Genomic DNA, 21205 nt, shown 5'->3' on the forward strand with positions numbered 1-21205 from the left:
GCGCCGCAACCGGCGACGGGAAAAATGAGAAATCTGGCTTTAATTCGGGAGGAGTTAAGAATGAAAATCAGATTGTCGACTTTGATGGGCGCAACAGCCGCCATCCTGCTTTCCGCCCTGGCGGCGCAGGCGCAGACCACGCTGAAATGGGCGCATGTCTACGAGACCTCCGAACCTTTCCATACGGATTCGGTCTGGGCTGCGGAAGAAATCGCCAAGCGCACCGATGGCCGTTACAAGGTGGATGTTTTCCCCGCCTCGCAGCTCGGCAAGGAAGCCGATATCAACCAGGGCCTGAAGATCGGCACCGTCGATATCATCATTTCCGGCTCCAGCTTTGCCGCGCGTGACTTCAAGCCGATCGGCGTCACCTATTTCCCTTACATCTTCCGCGATCCGAGCCATCTGATCGCCTATACCAAGAGCGATATCTTCAAGCGTCTCGCCAAGGGTTATGAAGACAAGACCGGCAACCACATCGCCGCCGTCAGCTATTACGGCACGCGTCACACCACGTCGAACAAGCCGATTGCCGCCTGCGCCGACATGGCGGGGCTGAAGATGCGCGTTCCCGACGTTCCGGCCTATCTCGCCATGCCGCGCGCCTGCGGCGCCAACACGACCCCGATTGCCTTTGCGGAAGTCTATCTGGCGCTCCAGAACGGCACGGTCGACGCACAGGAAAACCCGCTGACCACCATCGAGGCGAAAAAGTTCTTCGAAGTGCAGAAGAACATCGTCCTGACCGGCCATATCGTCGACCACCTCAACACGGTGATCTCCAAGAACCTGTGGTCGCAGCTCTCCGATGAAGACAAGAAAATCTTCACCGAAGTCATGCAGCAGGCCGCCGAGCGCACCACCAAGACCATCGAAGGCCGCGAAAAGAGCCTCGTCGAAGACTTCAAGAAGCGCGGCCTGACCGTCGCCGAGGTCGACAAGGCCGACTTCGAGAAGAACGTCCTCGAAAAAGTGAAGTTCGAGGACTTCGGTTACGACAAGGCCGACTGGGAAGCCATTCGCGCCGTCAAGTGAGCCAAGATCCGGTGCGGCCCCGTTGCCGCACCGCCCTTTCTCTCCAGACGGGATATCTCAATGTCGCAGGAAATCCATACTCAGGTCACGCCTGAGGAACTCGCCCATACGTTCGACGAGGCGCCGCCGGAGGTCGATCTCAAGGTCTATTCATTCGAGGACTGGGTCACGCTCGGCCTCTTCTGGCTGATGACGGGCTGCGTGTTCCTTCAGTTCTTCACCCGCTACGTGCTCAATAACAGCTACGCCTGGACGGAAGAAATCGCCGTCAACTGCCTGATCGGCGTCGTCTTTTTAGGTTCGGTCATGTGCGTGCGCATGTCGCGCCACATCCAGGTGGATGTGCTTTATCACTATGTGCCGCCGCAGGTGGCCCGCGCCATGTCGATCCTCGTCGACGTGCTGCGCATCCTGTTCTTCGCCTACACCTCCTGGCTGATGTGGCGTTATCTGGAAATCGTTGCCGATGAGGAGATGGTCACCGTGGCGCTGCCGCGCAACATCGTTTTCTACACGGTTCTGGCCGCTTTCGTTCTGATGTTCTTCCGGTCGGTGCAGGTCTTCATCGCCAATATGCAGCGTGGCTACTCCGTTCTGGAACGGCCCGAAGAATTCCAGAGCGCGGGGGATTGATCACATGCTGCTTCTTATCGGCTCTTTTCTTCTCCTGATGGTAATCGGCCTGCCGGTCGCCATTTCCATGGCCTCGGCCTCATTGCTCTACATCGTGTTTTACAACGTCGCGCCTGACATCATCGCGGCGCAGCGCCTGATCGCGGGTGTGGAAAGCTTCCCGCTTCTCGCCGTTCCCTTCTTCATCCTTGCTGGCAATCTGATGAATACGGCAGGGGTGACGGGACGCATCTATTCCTTCGCCGTCGCGCTGGTCGGCTGGATGAAGGGCGGCCTTGCACAGGTCAACATCATCGGCTCGGTGATCTTTTCCGGCATGTCCGGCACCGCGCTTGCCGATGCGGCCGGTATCGGCACCATCGAAATCAAGGCCATGAAGGATCACGGTTATCCGGTCGAAGCGGCCGTCGGCGTCACCGCCGCCTCCGCAACGCTCGGGCCGATCTTTCCGCCGTCGCTGCCCTTCGTCATCTACGGCATGATGGCGAATGTCTCGATTGGCGCGCTGTTCATGGCCGGCATCGTTCCGGGCGTCGTCATGACGCTTCTGATGATGATCACGGTTGCTGTCTTCGCCTATATCAAGGGCTGGGGCTCGGATACGCCGTTCAGCCTCAGAACCATCTTCGGCGCCTCAATCGAGGTCTTCGTGGTGATGATGGTGCCGCTCGGCATCTATATCCTCACGGCATTCGGCCTGTCGCTCAACCTGTCGATCCTGATCGTGCTGGTCATACTGCTCGCCTGCGACTGGTATTTCGACTTCTCCGCCGTGATGGCGCTGATGACACCGGTGATCCTGATCGGCGGCATGACCATGGGCTGGTTCACGCCAACGGAAGCCGCCGTTGCGGCCGTCCTCTGGTCGCTGTTCCTCGGGCTCGTCCGTTACCGGACGATGACTTTCAAGACGCTGGCGAAATCGACCTTCGATACGATTGAGACGACCGCTTCGGTGCTCTTCATCGTCGCGGCGGCATCGGTCTTCGCATGGCTGCTCACGGTCAGCCAGGCGGCACAGCTTCTGTCGGCGGCGATCCTGACGATCACCGACAGCAAGTGGATTTTCCTCGTGCTGGTCAATCTCCTGATGCTATTCGTCGGCTGCTTCCTCGATACCATCGCAGCCATCACCATCCTCGTGCCGATCCTGCTGCCGCTGGTGCTGCAGTTCCATATCGACCCGGTGCATTTCGGCCTCATCATCACGCTCAACCTGATGATAGGGCTGCTGCACCCGCCGCTCGGCATGGTGCTGTTCGTGCTCTCACGCGTGGCGAAACTCTCCGTCGAACGCACGACGATGGCCATCCTGCCATGGCTGGTGCCGTTGTTCGTGGCGCTGCTGCTGATCACCTTCGTTCCGGCCATCACGCTGTGGCTGCCGACCGAAATGGGCCTGATCCGCTAACGCCAACATCATCGCCCGCGCGGTTTCCCGCGCGGGCTTCTTCATCCCATACACATATGAGGGCATCGTCATGCAGACACGCGTGGCACGTCTATACGGCCAGAAGGACATTCGCGTCGAAACGCAGGACCTTCCCGCACCGGGACCCGGCGAAGTGCTGCTTGCCATGGCGGCGGGCGGCATCTGCGGCTCCGATCTGCATTATTATCAGGATGGCGGTTTCGGCCCGGTCCGGGTGCGTGAGCCGATCATCTGCGGGCATGAGGCATCCGGCCATGTGCGGGCGCTGGGAGAGGGTGTCAGCGGGCTTGCCATCGGCCAGCTTGTCGCCGTCAATCCCTCCCAGCCCTGCGGCCATTGCCATTTCTGCCTGAAGGGCCAGCCGATCCATTGCCTTGAAATGCGCTTCATGGGCAGCGCCATGCGCCTGCCGCATGAACAGGGCATGTTCCGCGACCGGCTGGTGGTTCCCGCCAAACAATGCGCGACATTTTCAGAGGATACCTCACCCGCCGAAGCCGCCTGCACCGAGCCGCTCGCCGTCTGCCTGCATGCGGTTACCCAGGCCGGCGACCTGAAAGGGGCAAACGTGCTCGTGACGGGCGCAGGTCCCATCGGCCTCCTGACCATCGCCGCCGCCCGCCATGCCGGTGCGGCCACCATTGTCGCCACCGACCTCACCGATGCCGCACTTGAACGCGCGCCCGCCATGGGCGCCGACCGCACGATCAATGTCGCGAAAGACGCCGAGGCGCTTTTGCCCTATCAGGACAATAAGGGTTATTTCGACGTCATTTTCGATTGCTCCGCAGCCGGTCCAGCACTTCGAACCGCCTTTGCCTGCGCGCGCCCGCGCGGCACCATCGTGCAGGTCGGCGTCACCGGCGACATCACCATTCCGCTCAACGCGCTGGTCGGAAAGGAAATCCTCTGGCGCGGCTCGCAGCGCTTTCATGAAGAATTCGCCGTCGCCGCCGGGCTGATCTCCACCCGCAGGATCGATGTACGGCCAATCATTTCCCACAGCTTCCCGCTCGGCGAGGCGAAAGCGGCATTCGAACAGGCCGGGGACCGCTCTGCCGCCTGCAAGGTGCAACTAACATTTTCCGCAGAATGATATTTGAGGATTTAAGATGAGACATACATGGCGCTGGTTCGGCCCGGTCGACAAGGTCACGGTTCAGGATGCGGCTCAGGCGGGCGCGGAAGGCATCGTCAGCGCGCTGCACCACATCGCCACCGGCGATGTCTGGCCGGTGGATGAAATCGCCAAACGGCATGAGGCCATCAAGGCCGGCGGTCTATATTGGGACGTGGTGGAAAGCGTGCCGGTCTCCGAGGATATCAAGACCCAGACCGGTGACTGGAAAAATCACATCGCCAACTGGCAGGAAACCCTACGCCGCCTCTCCGCCTCCGGCATCCGCACCGTCTGTTACAATTTCATGCCCGTGCTGGACTGGACCCGCACCGATCTGCGCTGGGAAACCAGACACGGCGCCAAGGCGATGCGTTTCGACCTTCCCGATTTCGCCGCCTTCGACATCCACATCCTGAAACGCCCCGAGGCAAAGGCCGATTATCCGGACTGGCTGGCGGAGGAAGCGGCAAAACGCTTCGCCGACATGCCGGACACGAAAATCGCCGCCCTCGGGCGCAATATCGGCGCGGGTCTGCCCGGCTCGGCGGATGGTTATTCGCTCACCCAGCTTCTGGAAAAACTGCGTTCCTATCACGGCATCGACCGCGAAAGGCTGCAACAGAACCTCATCGACTTCCTCTGCGAGGTGACGCCGGTTGCTGAAGAGGTGGGTATCAACATCTGCGCCCATGGCGACGACCCGCCATGGCCGCTGCTCGGCCTGCCGCGTATTCTCTCAACGGAAGCGGACTACGCCCATATGCTCTCAAAGGTCGATAGCCGCGCCAATGGCGTGACACTCTGCACCGGCTCCCTCGGCGCGCGGGCGGACAATGACCTGCCCTTCATCGCCAGCCGTTTTGCAGATCGCATCCATTTCGTACATCTGCGCAACGTGACGCGCGACACAGACACCGTGCCCTGCTCCTTCTTCGAGGATGAACATCTGGAAGGCGGAACCGACATGGTCGCCGTCATCGCAGCACTCCTCACCGAAGAGGCGCGCCGCCGGGCGGAGGGCCGCGAAGACCACACCATTCCAATGCGGCCCGATCACGGCCAGGAAATCCTCGACGACCTGACGCGCGGCGCACAACCCGGTTACCCCGCCATCGGCCGGCTGAAGGGATTGGCTGAGCTGCGCGGCATCGAACGCACGTTATCGCACAGCCGTTTCGGGCTGGCGAAGGGTGATCGCTGAGCGAAAGCGGCGCGTTTGATCGGCTTCCTATCCGTCATTCCGGCCTTGGGCCGGAATCCAGCCGACGCGCGTCCGCGCGGCGAAAAGACTCCTTTCAGCCCAAGGACTTGGGCTGGCTGGATTCCGGCTCAAGGCCGGAATGACGGATGAGAGAACCTGCAGTCAATCGCGCCTTGAACTGAAGCCAGGAAAAAGCCCCTAGCCCGCCGGCGATGACGCCGGCGGCTTTCACGGCGGCGTCCATCAGATGCGGATGGCGGGTGGGCGACAGGAATTGCAGCGCCTCGATGCCGAAAGCCGCCGCAATGCCTGCCACGATGATCGCCAGCCAGTAACGCGGATAGGCGAGCACGAAGGCGGCCGAGCAGAAGGCGAAGGCCGCGGCGCGGTCCAGGCCCACCGTCGTCAGCGTGTGCGGACGAAAGCCGATAGGGCAAACTGTAACGATCACGATCAGCAGAAAAACCGACCAGGCGGCATATTTCGGAAGTCTATTTGTCATCATGGCGTCACAATAGAGCGCCGTGCGCGTAAACGGAAGCGGGTCTTTTTCACGCCTCGCCCAATTAATCACACTTTTCGGTCAGATAGTTGAAAAACCGGCTTTCGCTCAGGCCCCACACGGGCTAAGGCAGAAGGCAACCGGGCGAGGATCGCGGCTGATGGCGTTTGCGCTGTCGCCTTTCGGTTCGGTGTCGCGGTGTCGGGTGGATTTTCCACACAGGATCAGATTTTCAGGGAAGAGCACAATGAGTTTCAAGCCGCATGGCAAACATCTGGTTGCAGGAGAATGGGTCGCAACGGAAGCAAAATTCCGCAGCGAGCCTGCACATGGCGAAGCTTTCGATTTTTCGGTCGGCACCGTCGATCTGGTGAATGCAGCCTGTGAAGCAGCCGAAGACGCCTTCTGGAGCTACGGTTACACCACCCGCGAAGAGCGCGCCGCATTCCTCGACACCATTGCCGAGGAGATCGAAGCCCGCGCCGACGCCATCACCGAAATCGGCTCCTCCGAGACCGGCCTGCCCGCAGGACGCCTGCAGGGCGAACGCGGCCGCACCGTTGGCCAGCTGCGCCTTTTCGCCTCGCATATCCGCAAGGGCACTATCTCGACCGCCGCCACGATGAGGCGCTGCCGGACCGCCAGCCCCTGCCGCGCCCGGATATCCGCCTGATGCAGCGTCCGATCGGTCCCGTCGCGGTCTTCGGCGCCTCCAACTTCCCGCTCGCCTTCTCCACGGCCGGCGGTGATACCGCCGCGGCTCTGGCAGCCGGCTGCCCGGTCGTCGTCAAGGGCCATTCCGCCCATCCCGGCACCGGCGAAATCGTTGCCGAAGCGGTTCTCGCCGCCGTCAAGAAGCACAATCTGCATCCCGGCGTCTTCTCGCTGATCCAGGGCGGCCGCCGCGATGTCGGTTCCGCTCTCGTGCAGCATCCGCGCATCAAGGCGGTCGGCTTCACCGGTTCGCTCGCCGGCGGCCGCGCGCTGTTCGATCTCTGCGCCCAGCGCCCCGAGCCGATCCCCTTCTTCGGCGAACTCGGTTCAGTCAACCCGATGTTCCTGCTGCCGGAAGCCGTTGCGGCTCGCGGCGAAGCCATTGCCAAGGGCTGGGCCGGTTCGCTCACCATGGGCGCGGGCCAGTTCTGCACCAATCCCGGCATCGCCGTCATTCTCGCCTCGCAGGCGGATGCCGTTGCTGAGACCGCCCGTGCAGCCCTGTCGGAAGTCGGCCCGCAGGTCATGCTGACCGACGGCATCGCTGCCGCCTATCGCGACGGCCGCGACCGCATCGCCGCCGGTAATGGCGTGCGTGACGTGCTGACCACCACCTGCAACCTGCGCAACGCCACGCCTTATCTCTACCGCGTTTCCGGCAAGGACTGGATTGCGAACCACGCGCTTGCCGAAGAGGTCTTCGGACCGCTCGGCCTCATCGTGACGGTCGAGAGCCCGGAAGAGATGATCGCGGTTGCGAAAAGCTTCGAAGGCCAGCTGACCGCCACCCTGCATCTCGATGCCGGCGACGCCGAACTCGGCCGCAAGCTGCTGCCGATCCTCGAGCGCAAGGCCGGCCGCGTTCTCGCCAACGGTTTCCCGACCGGCGTCGAAGTCTGCGACGCCATGGTTCACGGCGGCCCCTACCCGGCCTCCACGAACTTCGGCGCAACTTCGGTCGGCACCATGTCCATCCGCCGCTTCACGCGCCCGGTTTCCTACCAGAACATCCCTTCGGACGTTCTGCCGGAAGACATTCGCTAAATTGAACGACGGCAGGCGCGGCAACGCGCCTGCCACTCTTTCAGCCGGCCTTTAAAGAGGGCTATCGGCCTTTCGAGAGATGCGGTTCAACGCCGGCGCGTCATCTGCTTCTTCCAGCCTCTTCCAGATTTTCCACATCGCGACGTCCTGCTCGGTTGACATCGACCCTGCACGTAATGCTAATACGTAACTCGTAACGTAATAACATTACAATCATCCTCAAAAGACCGCCATCGGTTCAACTCCGCAAGAGGATGACAACGTCTGGAAGGAACACCATGAGATTTTCCCTTCATCACCATCTCGGCATGAGCACGCTTGCAACATGCCTTACCCTCGCCACGCCCCTTGGCCCAGGCATGGCGCTGGCCGAAGAAAGCGGCGACAGCGTCAAGGAATGGCGGCTGTTCGTCGCCGATCACAGCCAGCCGGTGGTGCGCGCAATCGATTTCGAAACCGGCAAGGAACTAGGACGCTACGATCTCAAGGGCTATGCGGCGCTGACCGCCAGCGCCTCCGGCAAGACGGTCTTCGCGACGCAATCGGATGCCGACATGGTGCATGTGATCAAGACCGGCATCGTTTTCTCCGATCATGGCGAACATCGCGATCTGGATGTGGAAGACGCGGCGCTTTTGCCCGTCACCTTCGAAGGCAAGCGCCCTTTCCACGTCGTGCCGCATGACGATCATGCGATCCTTTTCTATGACCGTGGCGGCAAGGCGGAGATCATCGACGAGGCGGCCCTGCTGGACGGCAAGGCCAAGGTCCGCACCGTCGACACAATTGCGCCGCACCATGGCGTGGCGGTGACGATGGGGCGTTACGTTCTGGTTTCCGTGCCGAACACCGAGGTCGAAACGAAACCCGATACGCTGCCGCCACGCATCGGGCTGCGCGTTCTCGACAGGGAAGGCAAGCAGGTCGGCGAACAGGCGGCATGCACCGATCTGCATGGCGAGGCGACATCCGCGCGGCTTGCCGCTTTCGGCTGCAAGGAAGGCATTCTCGTTGCCCGCCCCGGCGGCACGGATGGCCCGAAGCTTGAAATGCTGACCTATCCGGAAGATTTCCCGAAAGCCTATACCGGCACGCTGCTCGGCGGCAAATCCATGCAGTTCTTCCTCGGCAATTACGGTGAGGACAAGGTCGTCCTGATCGATCCGGACAGCAAGGACGCCTTCCGTCTGGTGGAACTGCCGACCCGGCGTGTCGACTTCATTCTCGATCCCGCCAATCCGCGCAACGCCTACATCCTGACGGAAGACGGTGACCTGCATGTGCTTGACGTGCTGGAAGGCGCCATCACCCGCAAGGCGAAGGTCACCGAACCCTATAGCAAGGATGGCCATTGGCGCGATCCGCGCCCACGTCTCGCCGTTGCCGATGGGCAGGTCGCGATCTCCGATCCGCGCCATTCCCTGATCCGCATGGTGGATGCGGAAAGCCTGAAGGAAACCCGCACGGTTGCGGTGGAAGGCCAGCCCTTCTCCATCGTCGCCGTCGGCGGTTCCGGCGCTTCGCATTGATCCTGAACAAAGAAAACCCCGTGCGCCGACTGGTGCACGGGGTTCTTCAATTTCAAAGACCCTATCCTCAAGCGGACTGGATCGCCTCGATCTTGTCGATGCCGCCGACGATGCCGGCAAAATCCTGCCAGACACCCTGAGCACCCTTGCGCCATTCATCCAGCGCTTCCGGCTGCAGCACCTTGCCGCCCTTGGAGAGCGCAAGCTCAACGGACTTCGTTTCGTCTTCGACGATCAGCTGGTTGAAATAGTGTGCACCCTCGCTGGAAGCCTCCGAAAGAACCTTCTTTTCTTCGTCGTCCAACTGGTTCCAGAAGGTCGCGCCGTAATAGACGACGCCCGATGCCCAGATATGGCCAGTCTCGGTCATATAGGGCACGACCTCGTAAAGCTTGAAGCCGGCATAGGCGGACTTGGTAAGGTCCATGGCGTCGGCCACGCCGGTCGCCAGCGCATTATAGGTCTCTGTGATCGGAATGCCGACCGGCGTGGTGCCGAAGGCGCTCCACAGCTTGGTGTGCAGCGGGCTCTGGATGACGCGGATCTTCTTGCCTTCCAACTGCTCCGGCCGGGTAACAGGCTCCTTGGTCAGAAGATGGCGAGCGCCGTAATTGATGAAATCGGCGGCGACGAATTGCTGCGCACCGAGTTTCGTCTTCAGGTCGTTGCCCGTCTCGCCCGTCACCACCTTGCGCACATGCTCGGCATCGCGGAACAGGAAGGGCAGATCCAGTATCTGCAGTTCCGGCACCCAGCCGGAAAGCGAGGAGACGGTGGAGAGGCTCGCCTGAACCGATCCCAGACGGATATTTTCCGCCACCTCCTTTTCGCCGCCCAGCGCGCCGCTCTTGACGATGTTGAAGCGGAAACGGCCGGGCAGCTTTGCCTCCACCAGCTCGCTGATCTTCACCCAGATTTTCGTCTCCGGCTTGTCGTCGGCGAAAAGCGACGCGACGGTTAGGTTGCGCGTTCTGGCATGTGCCGTCCGCACGAAGGCGGGTGCGGCAAGCGTTGCCGCGCCAATGGCGGAGAGTTTCAGAAGATTGCGGCGATCGATAATAGTCATGAATGAAACCCCGGATTTAGAAGAAAATGGCCCAGGCGCACAGAATGGCGAGGGAAACGAGAAGAGAGACGAGATAGGGAACGACCGCCCGGAAAAGCGCGGTTGCCGGAATGCGAGTGACGCCGCTGACCACGAAGATCAGCATGCCGAGCGGCGGCGTCAGGCCATGGATCATCAGATTGACCACGAGGATGACGCCGAAATGGATCGGATCGATGCCGGCGGCCACGGCCGCGGGCAGCAAGATCGGCCCGAACAGCAGGATGGCCGCACCAATATCCAGCACCAGGCCGACCACGAGCAGGATAAGGTTGGAGAGCAGCAGTACCGCGATCTTGCTGCCGCCGAGCAACGTCACGAAATCCGTGACGAGGCCCGAGACATTATCGACCGCCAGCAGGAAGGCGAAAGGCCCCGCCGTGCCGATCAGAAGACCGATGGCCGCCGCTTCACCCGCCGATTGCCGGAAGGTAGCAAAAATGCGGCCCGCGCCCAGCCGATAACCGAAGCCGAGAAGCAGCGTGTAAAGCGCCGCAAGCGCTGCGGCTTCCGTGGTGGTGACGATGCCGATGCGGATGCCGACCACCACAATGACGCCAAGACCGAAGGCCGGTATGGCGGCGATGGCCGAGCGCCAGCGCTCCGCACCCGTGGCGCGAGGCAAGGTATCGACGCTGCGCACGCTGAAATGGATTGCCACAGCAAGGCAGACCGCCATCAGCCCGCCGGCAAAGAAACCGCCGACCAGCAGCGAGCCGACCGAAAGGTTGGTGGCCGTCGCAAGGATAAGAAATGCGATGGAAGGTGGGATGACATTGTCCAGCACGGAGGTGGCCGCAATGATCGCGCCCGCCTGCGCTGGCGGATAGCCGTGTTTCACCAGTTCCGGCTGGAAGGTGGAGGCGCCGAAGGCGGCATTGGCGACCGATGAGCCGGATGCTCCGGAAAACAGCACGCTGGTCAGAAGCGTCGTCTGCGCCAACCCTGCCCGCCGGTGGCCGACCATGGAGGCGGCGAAACGAACCAGCTGGTTGGCGACGCCCGATTCCGTCAGCAGGCTTCCGGCCAGCAGGAAGAAGGGAATGGCGAGCAGCAGGAATTTCGACATGCCGGTCACGGTTGACGAAACGATGGCCGGTTCCGGCAAGGTGCTGCCGAAGGCGATCGCCACATAGGCGGCGGCAAGGAAGGCATGGGCAAGCGGCGCGGCGAGCACCAGCCCCACTGCCGCCGTCAGCGCCAGAAACAGACTCGGGGGCAAGCTCGTATCGACGAAAACTTCCGGCAAACCAATATAGGCCACGACTGCGATGGCGAGAGATGCGAGAACGGCAAACAGCTTGCCTTCACTGACACGCTGAAGTGCCAGATAAAGAAGGATAAGCGCACCGCCTGCACCCAGAAAGCCGAAACGCACCCATTCCGGCAGGCCAAGCGTTGGAGACGTGCCGCCGAGCATCGCCGCGATCTCCACCCCGCCGAAGGCGAGGATGAGTGCTGCGACGAAGGAGAAGGCATCGGCCAGAATTTCGGTCGCCGCGTGAAATCGTTGCGGAAGGAACCGCACAAAGACATCGAGTCGCATGGCGAGCGCGCTTTTGAGACTGAGCGGCGCACCGACCGCGATCATGGCCACATGCAGCCAGATGCCGAGGTCTTCCGCGCCGATAAAGCCGGTATGGAACAGGTAACGCAGGGTGACGTTGACCAGCACCACCACGAGAAGCGTTGCAAGGATCGCGGCGGCGACTGCGCCGAGCGCCTTGTCGAGAATGGCAAGCGCCCGCTCCGCTGCGAGCTGCGGGCCGATGCGCCGTTGCGCGATTGTTGTTGCCGGACTTGCCGTCATGTCTTGTCTCTCCACTCCCGCACCATGCTCAGGAGGCCTTGGCCGAGAGGTCGCGATCGAACAGGGTCGACCAGGTGAATTGTTTTGCCGTCGAGACCTCACGCGATACGTCAAGACGCGGCAGAACCTTTTCGCCGAAGCGGAAAGCCTCTTCCAGCAATGGCATGCCGGAAAGGATGAAGGTATTCACGCCCGCCTTCTTATAGGCCTCCAGCGTGCGGATGACAGTATCCGGCGAACCGACAATCGCGGTTCCCGGCCCCGGCCGCACGAGGCCGATGCCCGCCCAGAGGTTGGGCGCGATTTCAAGATCGCGCAGGTTCTCCGGTTTCTGCCCGCCATGCATCGCCGTCATGCGCTGCTGGCCGACGGAATCGGTCCTGCCGACGAAACGCTGATTGGCGGCAATGGCACGCTCATCCATGCGCCCGTAGAGATCGGCGGCGGCGGACCAGGCCTCTTCATCCGTATCGCGTACGATGACATAAAGGCGAATGCCGTATTCCAGTTCGCGACCGAGCTTCTCCGCCCGCGCCTTGACGAGATCGACCTTCGCGCCGATCTGATCCGGCGTTTCCCCCCAGGAAAGATAGGTCTCGACATGTTTGGCGGCAACGTCGATGGCCTTGTTCGAGGAACCGCCGAACCACAAAGGCGGCGGCTCTATGCCCTGCCCCACCGGCAGCGCCAGCTTTGCGCCCTCCGTCTGGAAATGCCGGCCCTTGAAATCGACCGTTTCGCCGGCAAAAAGACGGTGCCAGATTTGCAGATATTCATCCGCCATATCATAGCGCTCATCATGCGGCATGGTCATGCCGTATGCGCCGAGCATCTTGGCATCGCCCGAGACGACATTGATCAGCAGGCGCCCGCGCGAAAACTCCTGAAGCGTTGCCGCCATCTTGGCGAGCAGCGTCGGCGCGACCAGGCCCGGATGAATGGCGACCAGAAACTTCAGCCGCTCGGTATAGGAAAGCAGCGCGCCCGCCAGAACCCAGACGTCATGCGCGCCGGTGGCAAACAGCGCACCGGTGTAACCCAGCTGGTCGTAAGCGAGCGCCAGCTGTTTGTAATAACCGAGATCCACCTTGCGGGACCCTTCCGGCTGCCAGGGATAGGCGCCGTCGGGCGCGCACATGTACCAGAAAACATTCATCTGCCGCCTCCCGTGCTGGCTGATTGCCCGGTCAGAACCGGTAAAGAGAAATGACCGTGCCTGTAAAGCGTATCGGCCTCCTCCTGCTGTTCGGCAAGGATATTTTCGGCAGCGGCCACGACCGAAAGGTCTCGCGACCTCAGCACCTTGGCCCAGGACTGTGCATCACCTTCGCTGCCCGGTTCCGCGGCGAGAAGGGCGGCGGCTTTGTCGATATCCGCCATCACGGCCCGGCCGACGCGATCCAGCTCAGCCGCAATCGCCAGCCTCGCGTCAGCCGCTATGGCGTGACGGGCAAGCGTCCAGAACAGCGAGCGGTTGGGAATGGTGGAACCGCAACGGACAAGAAGGCTGATCTCCTCATGGGTCAGAGCCTTTTCCAGCCGCGGCGACATCGTCACCCAGGCATCGACGCGGCCTTCCACGAGATCGCTCAGGCTATCGCTGTCGCCGCTTTCGATACGGGTCACATCTGAAAGGCCAAGCCCCGCCCCTTCGAGGCTGCGCGCCAGAAGATAAGTGTGAAACGATCCATCGATTAGCGATATGCGCTTTGCCGCAAGATCGGCGGCGGAGCAGATCGAGCTATCGCGCCGCACGAGGATCGCGCCATTTGCGGGCCGTGGTGCGGAAGCAGCGATATAGACCGCTGAAAGCCCGCGTGCATCCGCCTCGATGGGCGGCGTCGAACCCGTACCGCCGAAATGGATTTCGCCCTTTTCCAGAAGCGCCGCCGTATCTCGGCCTTCACGATAGGCCACGAATTCCGGATCGAATTCTTCAAAGGCGCCGGGCCAGAGCCGGGCGAGACGTAAATGCAGATTGTTGGGATGGACCCCGATTTTCATGTCGACACCTCATTTCGCAATCAATCTACTTTTTTATAGAATGTTTTCGAGGAACGTTTTGGCGATCCTCGGCCGGAAAGCGAAAGAGAAATCTACCAATCCTGTAGATTTTGAAAAATGCTTGATCGGGTCGAACTAGCTTTCATCAAGCCATTGAAATTTATCGTCATACATTCTACTTTTTTGTAGTTTGAAAAATGGGCCTGTAGTCGTGACGAAACCGGTTTCCAATCTCATCTGCCGCAGCGTGGTGGAAGCGAGCGAGCTTTTGAAGCTTGTCGCCAACGCCAATCGTCTGGCCATCGTCTGTTATCTCATGGAAACGGAAGCTTCCGTTTCCGCACTGGAATATGAACTCGGCATCCAGCAGCCAACGCTTTCGCAGCAGCTCGCCGAATTGCGCGACGCCGGTGTGATCGAAGGCTCGCGGGAAGGCAAAGCGGTGATCTATCGTGTCACCGATCCGCGCATCGTCCAGCTGGTTCTGACATTGCGCGGTCTTTACACGGACCTTTCCGATGTGACCGGCAAGAAAGACAGACGGGCATTGCCGCTGGATGAGGCAATGTTCGACTAGCATGATCGACCTTTATACCTGGATCACGCCCAACGGCCTTAAAATCTCGATTGCGCTGGAAGAACTTGGCCTGCCCTATGCCGGCCATGCCATCGACATCGAAAAAGGCGAGCAATTTGCCGCCGATTACGTCCGCATCAATCCCGGCTCGAAAATCCCTGCGATTGTCGACAATGAGAACGGTACCGTCCTGACGGAATCGAACGCGATCCTGATCTATCTTGCCGAAAAGGCGGGCCGGCTTCTGCCCGCCTCCGCGACCGAGCGACTGGTCGTCACCGAATGGCTGATGTGGCAGGCCGCCAATTTCGGCCCGACACTCGGTTATGCCCATTATTTCCTGACCTACCATGCCGGACAGGCCCCCTTTGCCGAGACGCGTTTCGCGGCGGATGTGGAGCGGCTCTACCGGACATTGAACGACCGTTTAACGAGGCGGGAATATGTGGCGGGAGATTTGTCCATCGCCGATATCGCCATCTGGCCATGGGTTTCGCGTTTCGCGCGTCACAAAATCAATCTCGATGATTTTCCGGCGGTACAGCGATGGTATCGCCAGCTTGGACAGCGGGAAAGTTTTAAGCGCGGTTATCGCGTGCCCTTCGCAACATCGGACGTACCGGGACTTTAACAGGCAACGAGGTGGCCAGGCGAAACCTCACGATATTCACGCGGCTTGACGACATAATCGACGGCGCGGATCGGGCTTTTCAGCTCGTCATTCGCAGCACCTCGCCTCGTGTTGCGGCGATCCGGGTCCGGCACCGGCACGGCCGCCATCAGCTTGCGGGTATAGTCATGCTGCGGATTGCCGAAGACAGCCGCACGCGGACCGATTTCGACGATCTCGCCGAGATACATCACCGCCACCCGGTGGCTGACACGTTCCACCACCGCCATGTCATGGCTGATAAACAGAAAGGCAAGGTCGAGGCTCTGTTGCAGATCCAGCATCAGGTTGATGACCTGCGCCTTGATGGAAACATCCAGCGCCGAAACGCTTTCGTCCGCGACAATCACCTTGGGCTGAAGCGCCAAGGCACGGGCGATGCAGATGCGCTGGCGCTGACCACCGGAAAATTCATGCGGGTAACGCGACGCCATGTCCGGTGAGAGGCCGACCTTTTTGAGCATGTCGGCCACCACATCCTTCGCCTCGCGGGCGCTTCCCATGCGGTGTTCCAGAAAAGGTTCGGCAATCGCCGCGCCCACCGTCATACGCGGATTGAGCGAGGCGAAAGGGTCCTGAAAGATCATCTGAACCGTCTTGCGCATGTCCCGCATGCCCGTCTTGTCGAGTGCGAGAATGTTTTCGCCGTTGACCACGACCGAACCGGCATCCGGCTCGATCAGCCGCATGATGGCGCGTCCGGTGGTGGATTTGCCGCAGCCACTTTCGCCCACCAATGACAATGTTTCACCGGCCCTGAGATCGAAGGACACGTTTTCCACCGCATGCACCCGGCCACTGAGGCGCCCCAGAAGACCGGAGTGGATATCGAAACGCTTGGTCAGTCCCTCCACCTTGAGCACGGGCCGTGCGGCGGCGTCGACTGTATCGGCCGGACGCGCCGGCTCCTGCGTTTCACCCGTGGTGGTATTGACGATGGGAAAACGGAGCGGTCTTTCCTCGCCTTTCATCGACCCCAGAACCGGAACGGCGGACAAAAGTGCGCGCGTATAGGGATGTTTACCGCGGTGGAAGATATCCGCAGTCGCACCGACTTCCACCTGCTCGCCGCGATACATGACGACCGTGCGGTCGGCGATTTCGGCCACCACACCCATGTCATGGGTGATGAACAGGACTGAGGTGCCCTCCTCTTCCTGCAGCGTCTTGATGAGGTCGAGAATCTGGCCCTGAATGGTCACATCAAGCGCCGTCGTCGGCTCGTCGGCGATCAGGAGCTTCGGCCGGGAAGCGAGCGCCATGGCGATCATCACGCGCTGGCGCATGCCGCCGGAAAAGCGATGCGGATATTCATCGAAGCGCGAGGCGGCGGAGGGTATACGGACCTTTTCCAGCAGGCGGATCGTCTCTGCCCGCGCATCAGCTTTCGACATCGGCTGATGGCACAACAGAGCCTCGGAAATCTGGTCGCCGATGGTGAAGAGCGGATTGAGGCTGGTCATCGGCTCCTGAAAGATCATGGCGACCTCATTGCCCCGCACCCGCCGCATGGCGTCTTCAGAAAGGGAGAGCAGGTTGCGACCTCCGAGCAGGATTTCACCCTGCACCCTGCTGCTTTCCCGATCCAGCAGCCGCATGATGGAAAGCGAGGTAACGCTTTTGCCGGAACCGCTTTCACCCACGATCGCAACAGTCTCGCCCGGCCCGACATCGAAGGAAATATCACGCACCACCGGTTTCCAGCCGCCATCCACGTGAAAGGACGTGGTGAGATTGCGGACGGAAAGCACGGCATCTTCGGCACCGAGCGGTGCTGCCTGCGGCATGGTCATGATCGTTCCCTTCTTTTTATGTTTCAACTCAGGCACGGCGTTGCGGCAAATCTCTTCTCCCTCTCGGGGAGAAGAAATACGCGGCACCCGCTCGCTTCACTTAGTCCGGCCAGCGCAGCATGCTGTCGAAACGGTGGCGGCTGCGGTCCTCGAACGGTGTTGCAATCACCTCGTTGGAGGCGCGCGCCTTGTCCAGCTCCTCGGCCAGCCGGGAAGCCACAATGGTTTCCTGGCCGGGATGCAGGTTGCAGGGGTCGAGATAGAAATAGCGGTGCTCCACCTCGTGGTCGCGGACAATGATCGGCGGGCTGCCTTTGGCGAGCGCCGTCGTCAGGTCCCAGGCGGTGATATGCGCTTCCTCGGCATCGATGATGACACGCAGACGGTCGAGCGGGTTGTTGGTCGGGTCGGGCTCGATCAGCGCCGTCACGCCCGGGCGTCCGTCCAACTTCTTTTTCCAGAGGTTGAGGTAGCCGGTTTCACGCTCGCGAATGCCGGCATGGTCGCGCTTTTCCCAGGCCTCCAGCGCAGCCATGACGCCATAGATGCTTTCCTTGCCGACCTTCATGCCGCGGCCGACGCCCATATTCTGCAGGAAGGCGCTGCGCACCAGCTCCTTTTTGCCGGCGACGATGCCGGAAGTCGGGCCACCGAGGAACTTGTGGCCGGAATAAAGCACCACATCCGCGCCCGTTGCCAGAAACAGCTTCAGATCATATTCGGAAGCCGCATCCACGATGACAGGCACGCCCCTGGCATGGGCGATCTCGACGAATTCGGAAAGATGCAGCAGGCCGTAATCCACCACATGGTGCGAGACGACATAGACCGCTGCAGCCGTCTTTTCGGTGATGGCGTTTTCCATGTGGAAACGATGGGCCGATGTCGCCTGCCCGATCAGCACCACCTTGCCGCCGCCGAGGCGGATCGCCTGATCCACCGGCGCGCCATAGCTCACCACATGGCCCATCTGCACCAGAACCTCGTTCTTTTCCGGGGTCACATCGGGCAGCTTTTCGATGGCCAGCAGATTATTGCCGGTAATGGCGCCCGCCACCGCAAGGCTTATGCCCGAGGAGCAGGAGGCCGTGACGAAACCGGCCTCGCCGCCCGTCAGCCTCGATATCACCGCGCTTGCCTTGCGTTGCAGATCGTTGATCTCGACGAATTGCGGCAGGATGGCCGCCATGGCCTCGACCGCTTCCGGAACGACGATAGAAGCGCCGAGCGAGGTCATGGTGCCCGAGACGTTGATGACCGGGCGAAGGCCGATCCTGCTTCTGATATCCTCGGTCATGTCTTTCTCCTGTCTTTGCGATGCGATGGGCATCGACATATATGCCATAATAATGTAATAGCTTCTCAAAATTCATGAGGAGCCAAAATTGGACGCCCATATACTGAACGAAACGCCTTCAACCGCCCTGTCCGAGGCCGCCGAAAACGCGGACGCGAAGGCGGCCAAGCGCTCGCGCGTCAGCGGCATCGACCGCGCCCTTCAGGTTATTGATTATCTTTACGAAACCGGATCGCCGGCTGGCGCCTACGCCATCGCCAAGGCGATCAAGGCGCCGCTTTCCACCGTCTATGTGATCGTCGACGATCTCGTCGAAAAGAACATGCTGGCGCGCAATGCCGATGGCAATATCTGGCTCGGCGCGCGGCTTTACCATTATGGTCTTGCCTATGCCCGCTCGCTGGATTTCATGGGTGTCGCCACCCACGAAATGCACGATCTGTGCCGCCACGCGGGCGAGACCGTGCAGCTTTGCGGCCGCGACGGCGACCATATGCTGGTGCTGGCCATGGCGGATGGTCCGAGCCATTTTCAGGTCGCCTCGCGCGTCGGCACCCGCGTTCCCTTGAACTGGACGGCATCCGGCCGCCTGCTGGTCGGGCATCTTCCGGAGACCGAACGCGTCGAGCTTTTCCGGCGCTGCGCCCGCACGTCTCCCACGGGCCGTGCGGAAATCAACCCGGAGACCCTGTCGCAATCGGCAGGCGCCGCCTTCCATGACCGGCTGTCGATACAGGTCGCCGAATCCGACTACGCCGTCGCCTGCATCGCCTCGCCGATCTGCGACAACAGGGGCGAATGCGTGGCGACGATTTCCATCGTGCTGCCGGAGCAGAAGGTGCTGGCGGACGAGAACCATTATACCGAACAGGTCAGGGTCTCGGCGGAACGGATCGAGAAGCTGATGGGCTGGCGCAACCATTGAACGGCCTCAGTCCTTGAGTGCGACGATGGCTTCTATCTCAACGGTGATGTTGCCCGGCAGTGAGCCGAAACCAACGGCGGAGCGGGCATGTTGTCCCGCATCGCCGAACACATCGATGAAGAGATCGGAACAGCCATTGATGACGCTCGGGTGATCGCGGAAATCGCTCACCGCATTGACCATGCCGAGCAGCTTGACCACTTTTTTCACCCGCGACAGATCACCCAGCGCCTCATGCATGACGGCGAGGAGATTGATGCCGGTGAGACGCGCATGGTTATAGGCCTCTTCCAGCCCGATTTCCGCGCCCACCTTGCCGGCGTAAAGATGGCCGTTTTCCTCCCGGGGCCCCTGCCCCGAAAGATAAAGCATGTTGCCTTCCACCACATGGGTGACGAAATTGGCGATCGGCGGCGGCGGCGGCGGCAGGGAGATGCCGAGCGCGGCGAGCCGGTCATAGGGCGAATGGCGTCCCTCTGCCTCAAGCGAAGACTGTTTCACGCGAATTCCTCATAATATAGGGACGGGTATCCCTTAATCTCTGCGGAAGACGGAGGGGATTGCCCTCCTCCGCCTTGTCCATTTGGGTTCAGCGCCAGGAATAACCATGGCTGTGGCGCACCAGCTTGCGCGCCCTTGGAATGTAACGGCTGGCAGCAATCGCTTCCGCGCCGATGACCGCGTAACGCGGCTCGAACAGACGCGTCAGGCGCGCCACATCGCCGTTGGAATCGGTCGCTTCCAGATCGGAATCCACTAGATCGAAAATGGTGAAGTCGGCGCGCTGGCCAACATCGAGACGGTTTTCCATATCGAGGCGGATGACGGAGGCCGGATTGCGGGTAACGGCCTCGACGACATTTTCGAAGGGCATGTCAACCGACAGCAGCTTCGACATGGTGGTCGCCAGATCCCACACGGGGAAATTCATCGAATGCCCGTGCAAATCCGTCGAAATCGAGAACGGTAACAGGCCGCGCGCAATCGCCGCTTCCGCCACCTTGAAGGAGAAGGATGCGCCGCCGTGGCCGATATCCAGCCGGATGCCTTCGCCAGCGCAGCGTTCGGCAAGGTTGAACAGGTCCTCGTCTTCCATGATGCTGGAGCCTGACTTGCCGTTGAAGCAATGGGTCACGACATCGCCGGGGCCGAGAATTTCCAGCACCTCATCATAAAGTGCCGGCGGTTCGCCCACATGCACCATCATCGGCACTTTCAGGATCTTGGCGATCTTCTTGCCGAGCTTGACCGGTGTGACGCCCCAGGAGCCGGTGATGACATGGCTCGCCCGCACCTTCAGGCCGACAATATGTTCGCTGTTTTCGGCGTAACATTCGAGGATACGATCGAGATCGATATCCTTGATATCCCGCAGTTCCGGCACGCGGTTACAGGCGACGAGCCCGATGGAGCCGAGATTGAGGAAGGCCTTGATGCGCTCCCTCGAGGGCTCGATGATATATTCGCGGAAACCGTGGAAATTCGCCTCGCCCGCCGAACCGGCATCCACCAGCGTCGTCACGCCGCGTTCCGCCCCGCATTCGGAGGGGCGAATGGAGATATCGGTGCCGCCGTGCCAGATATGCACATGCAGATCGACCCAGCCGGGCGAGACGAAGGCACCCTTGGCATCAATGCGCTGCGCATCCGCAGGCGCCTGAATGGCAGGCCCAACCGCAGCGATCTTGCCATCGCCGCCGATCAGAATATCGGTCGAGGCTTGGGATGCCCCCTTTCCGAAACCGACAGGTTTGACATTGGTGAGAAGAATGGGAGCTTGAAGAGGCGTTTTCGCCTGTTCACCGGACGTCATA

At 61.1% G+C, this 21205-nt stretch carries 17 protein-coding genes and 2 pseudogenes; 10 read left to right on the forward strand and 9 right to left on the reverse strand.

Features of this window, described 5'->3' with window-relative positions; all coding sequences use genetic code 11:
* Nucleotides 1-60 precede the first annotated feature (60 nt).
* From L904_RS09305 to uxuA, 5 genes are all read left to right on the forward strand, one after another.
* Complete coding sequence (locus tag L904_RS09305; RefSeq protein WP_003519848.1) at nt 61-1035, forward strand: sialic acid TRAP transporter substrate-binding protein SiaP; 975 nt, start codon at nt 61-63, stop codon at nt 1033-1035.
* A 60-nt stretch (nt 1036-1095) separates the two neighbouring features.
* Nucleotides 1096-1668, forward strand: coding sequence for a TRAP transporter small permease (locus L904_RS09310; RefSeq protein WP_020809476.1), 573 nt, complete (start codon nt 1096-1098; stop codon nt 1666-1668).
* A gap of 4 nt (nt 1669-1672) precedes the next feature.
* Nucleotides 1673-3079, forward strand: coding sequence for a TRAP transporter large permease (locus L904_RS09315; protein WP_020809477.1), 1407 nt, complete (start codon nt 1673-1675; stop codon nt 3077-3079).
* 70 nt (nt 3080-3149) lie between these two features.
* Entirely contained in the window at nt 3150-4196 is a 1047-nt protein-coding gene (locus L904_RS09320; RefSeq protein ID WP_020809478.1) for an L-idonate 5-dehydrogenase, read from the forward strand.
* A 16-nt stretch (nt 4197-4212) separates the two neighbouring features.
* Nucleotides 4213-5421 (forward strand): mannonate dehydratase, encoded by a 1209-nt coding sequence (gene uxuA, locus L904_RS09325; protein ID WP_020809479.1) that lies wholly within the window; start codon nt 4213-4215, stop codon nt 5419-5421.
* Between the two features lie 154 nt (nt 5422-5575).
* Here the strand turns inward: uxuA and L904_RS09330 are convergent.
* Nucleotides 5576-5926, reverse strand: a pseudogene (locus L904_RS09330) (antibiotic resistance protein VanZ); the annotation flags it as partial.
* Between the two features lie 244 nt (nt 5927-6170).
* Here L904_RS09330 and L904_RS09335 point away from each other — a divergent pair.
* Nucleotides 6171-7681 (forward strand): annotated as a pseudogene (locus tag L904_RS09335) (aldehyde dehydrogenase (NADP(+))).
* A gap of 278 nt (nt 7682-7959) precedes the next feature.
* On the forward strand, nt 7960-9210 hold the full coding sequence (aztD, locus tag L904_RS09340; RefSeq protein WP_020808551.1) for a zinc metallochaperone AztD: 1251 nt from the start codon (nt 7960-7962) through the stop codon (nt 9208-9210).
* A gap of 67 nt (nt 9211-9277) precedes the next feature.
* On the opposite strand, the gene L904_RS09345 is transcribed toward aztD, so the two are convergent.
* Genes L904_RS09345 through L904_RS09360 form a run of 4 tightly spaced genes read right to left on the reverse strand, consistent with a single transcriptional unit; the run spans nt 9278 to nt 14129 of the window.
* The gene (locus L904_RS09345; RefSeq protein WP_020808550.1) at nt 9278-10276 is read right to left on the reverse strand and encodes a TRAP transporter substrate-binding protein; all 999 of its coding nucleotides are present in this window, start codon (nt 10274-10276) and stop codon (nt 9278-9280) included.
* A 16-nt stretch (nt 10277-10292) separates the two neighbouring features.
* On the reverse strand, nt 10293-12125 hold the full coding sequence (locus tag L904_RS09350) for a TRAP transporter large permease subunit (RefSeq protein WP_020808549.1): 1833 nt from the start codon (nt 12123-12125) through the stop codon (nt 10293-10295).
* 28 nt (nt 12126-12153) lie between these two features.
* On the reverse strand, nt 12154-13281 hold the full coding sequence (locus L904_RS09355; protein ID WP_020808548.1) for an LLM class flavin-dependent oxidoreductase: 1128 nt from the start codon (nt 13279-13281) through the stop codon (nt 12154-12156).
* Nucleotides 13278-14129, reverse strand: a complete 852-nt coding sequence (locus L904_RS09360) for an ABC transporter substrate-binding protein (RefSeq protein ID WP_020808547.1) — start codon at nt 14127-14129, stop codon at nt 13278-13280. The genes L904_RS09355 and L904_RS09360 overlap by 4 nt, the downstream gene beginning before the upstream one ends.
* 211 nt (nt 14130-14340) lie before the next feature.
* Between L904_RS09360 and L904_RS09365 the strand changes: the two genes are divergently transcribed.
* A complete protein-coding gene (locus tag L904_RS09365; protein ID WP_020808546.1) occupies nt 14341-14706 on the forward strand; it encodes a helix-turn-helix transcriptional regulator in 366 nt (121 codons plus the stop codon).
* A 1-nt stretch (nt 14707) separates the two neighbouring features.
* Nucleotides 14708-15337, forward strand: a complete 630-nt coding sequence (locus L904_RS09370; RefSeq protein ID WP_031233348.1) for a glutathione S-transferase family protein — start codon at nt 14708-14710, stop codon at nt 15335-15337.
* Here L904_RS09370 and L904_RS09375 read toward each other — a convergent pair.
* Nucleotides 15334-17169, reverse strand: a complete 1836-nt coding sequence (locus L904_RS09375) for an ABC transporter ATP-binding protein (RefSeq protein WP_031233347.1) — start codon at nt 17167-17169, stop codon at nt 15334-15336. The two genes, L904_RS09370 and L904_RS09375, sit on opposite strands and share 4 nt — an antisense overlap.
* Before the next feature lie 100 nt (nt 17170-17269).
* Nucleotides 17270-18466, reverse strand: a complete 1197-nt coding sequence (locus tag L904_RS09380) for an aminotransferase class V-fold PLP-dependent enzyme (protein WP_020808543.1) — start codon at nt 18464-18466, stop codon at nt 17270-17272.
* Nucleotides 18467-18554: 88 nt separating this feature from the next.
* Here L904_RS09380 and L904_RS09385 point away from each other — a divergent pair, with 88 nt between their 5' ends.
* Complete coding sequence (locus L904_RS09385) at nt 18555-19391, forward strand: IclR family transcriptional regulator (protein WP_020808542.1); 837 nt, start codon at nt 18555-18557, stop codon at nt 19389-19391.
* Between the two features lie 6 nt (nt 19392-19397).
* Here L904_RS09385 and L904_RS09390 read toward each other — a convergent pair whose 3' ends face one another.
* Both L904_RS09390 and L904_RS09395 read right to left on the reverse strand, forming a co-directional pair.
* A complete protein-coding gene (locus tag L904_RS09390) occupies nt 19398-19892 on the reverse strand; it encodes a RidA family protein (RefSeq protein ID WP_003519868.1) in 495 nt (164 codons plus the stop codon).
* Between the two features lie 88 nt (nt 19893-19980).
* Nucleotides 19981-21204 carry an amidohydrolase/deacetylase family metallohydrolase gene (locus L904_RS09395; RefSeq protein ID WP_020808541.1) on the reverse strand — a complete coding sequence of 408 codons (1224 nt, stop codon included), beginning with the start codon at nt 21202-21204 and terminating at the stop codon, nt 19981-19983.
* Nucleotide 21205 lies beyond the last annotated feature (1 nt).

Source organism: Agrobacterium sp. LY4 (assembly GCF_001526585.1).
GTDB classification, from domain to species: Bacteria; Pseudomonadota; Alphaproteobacteria; order Rhizobiales; family Rhizobiaceae; genus Agrobacterium; species Agrobacterium leguminum.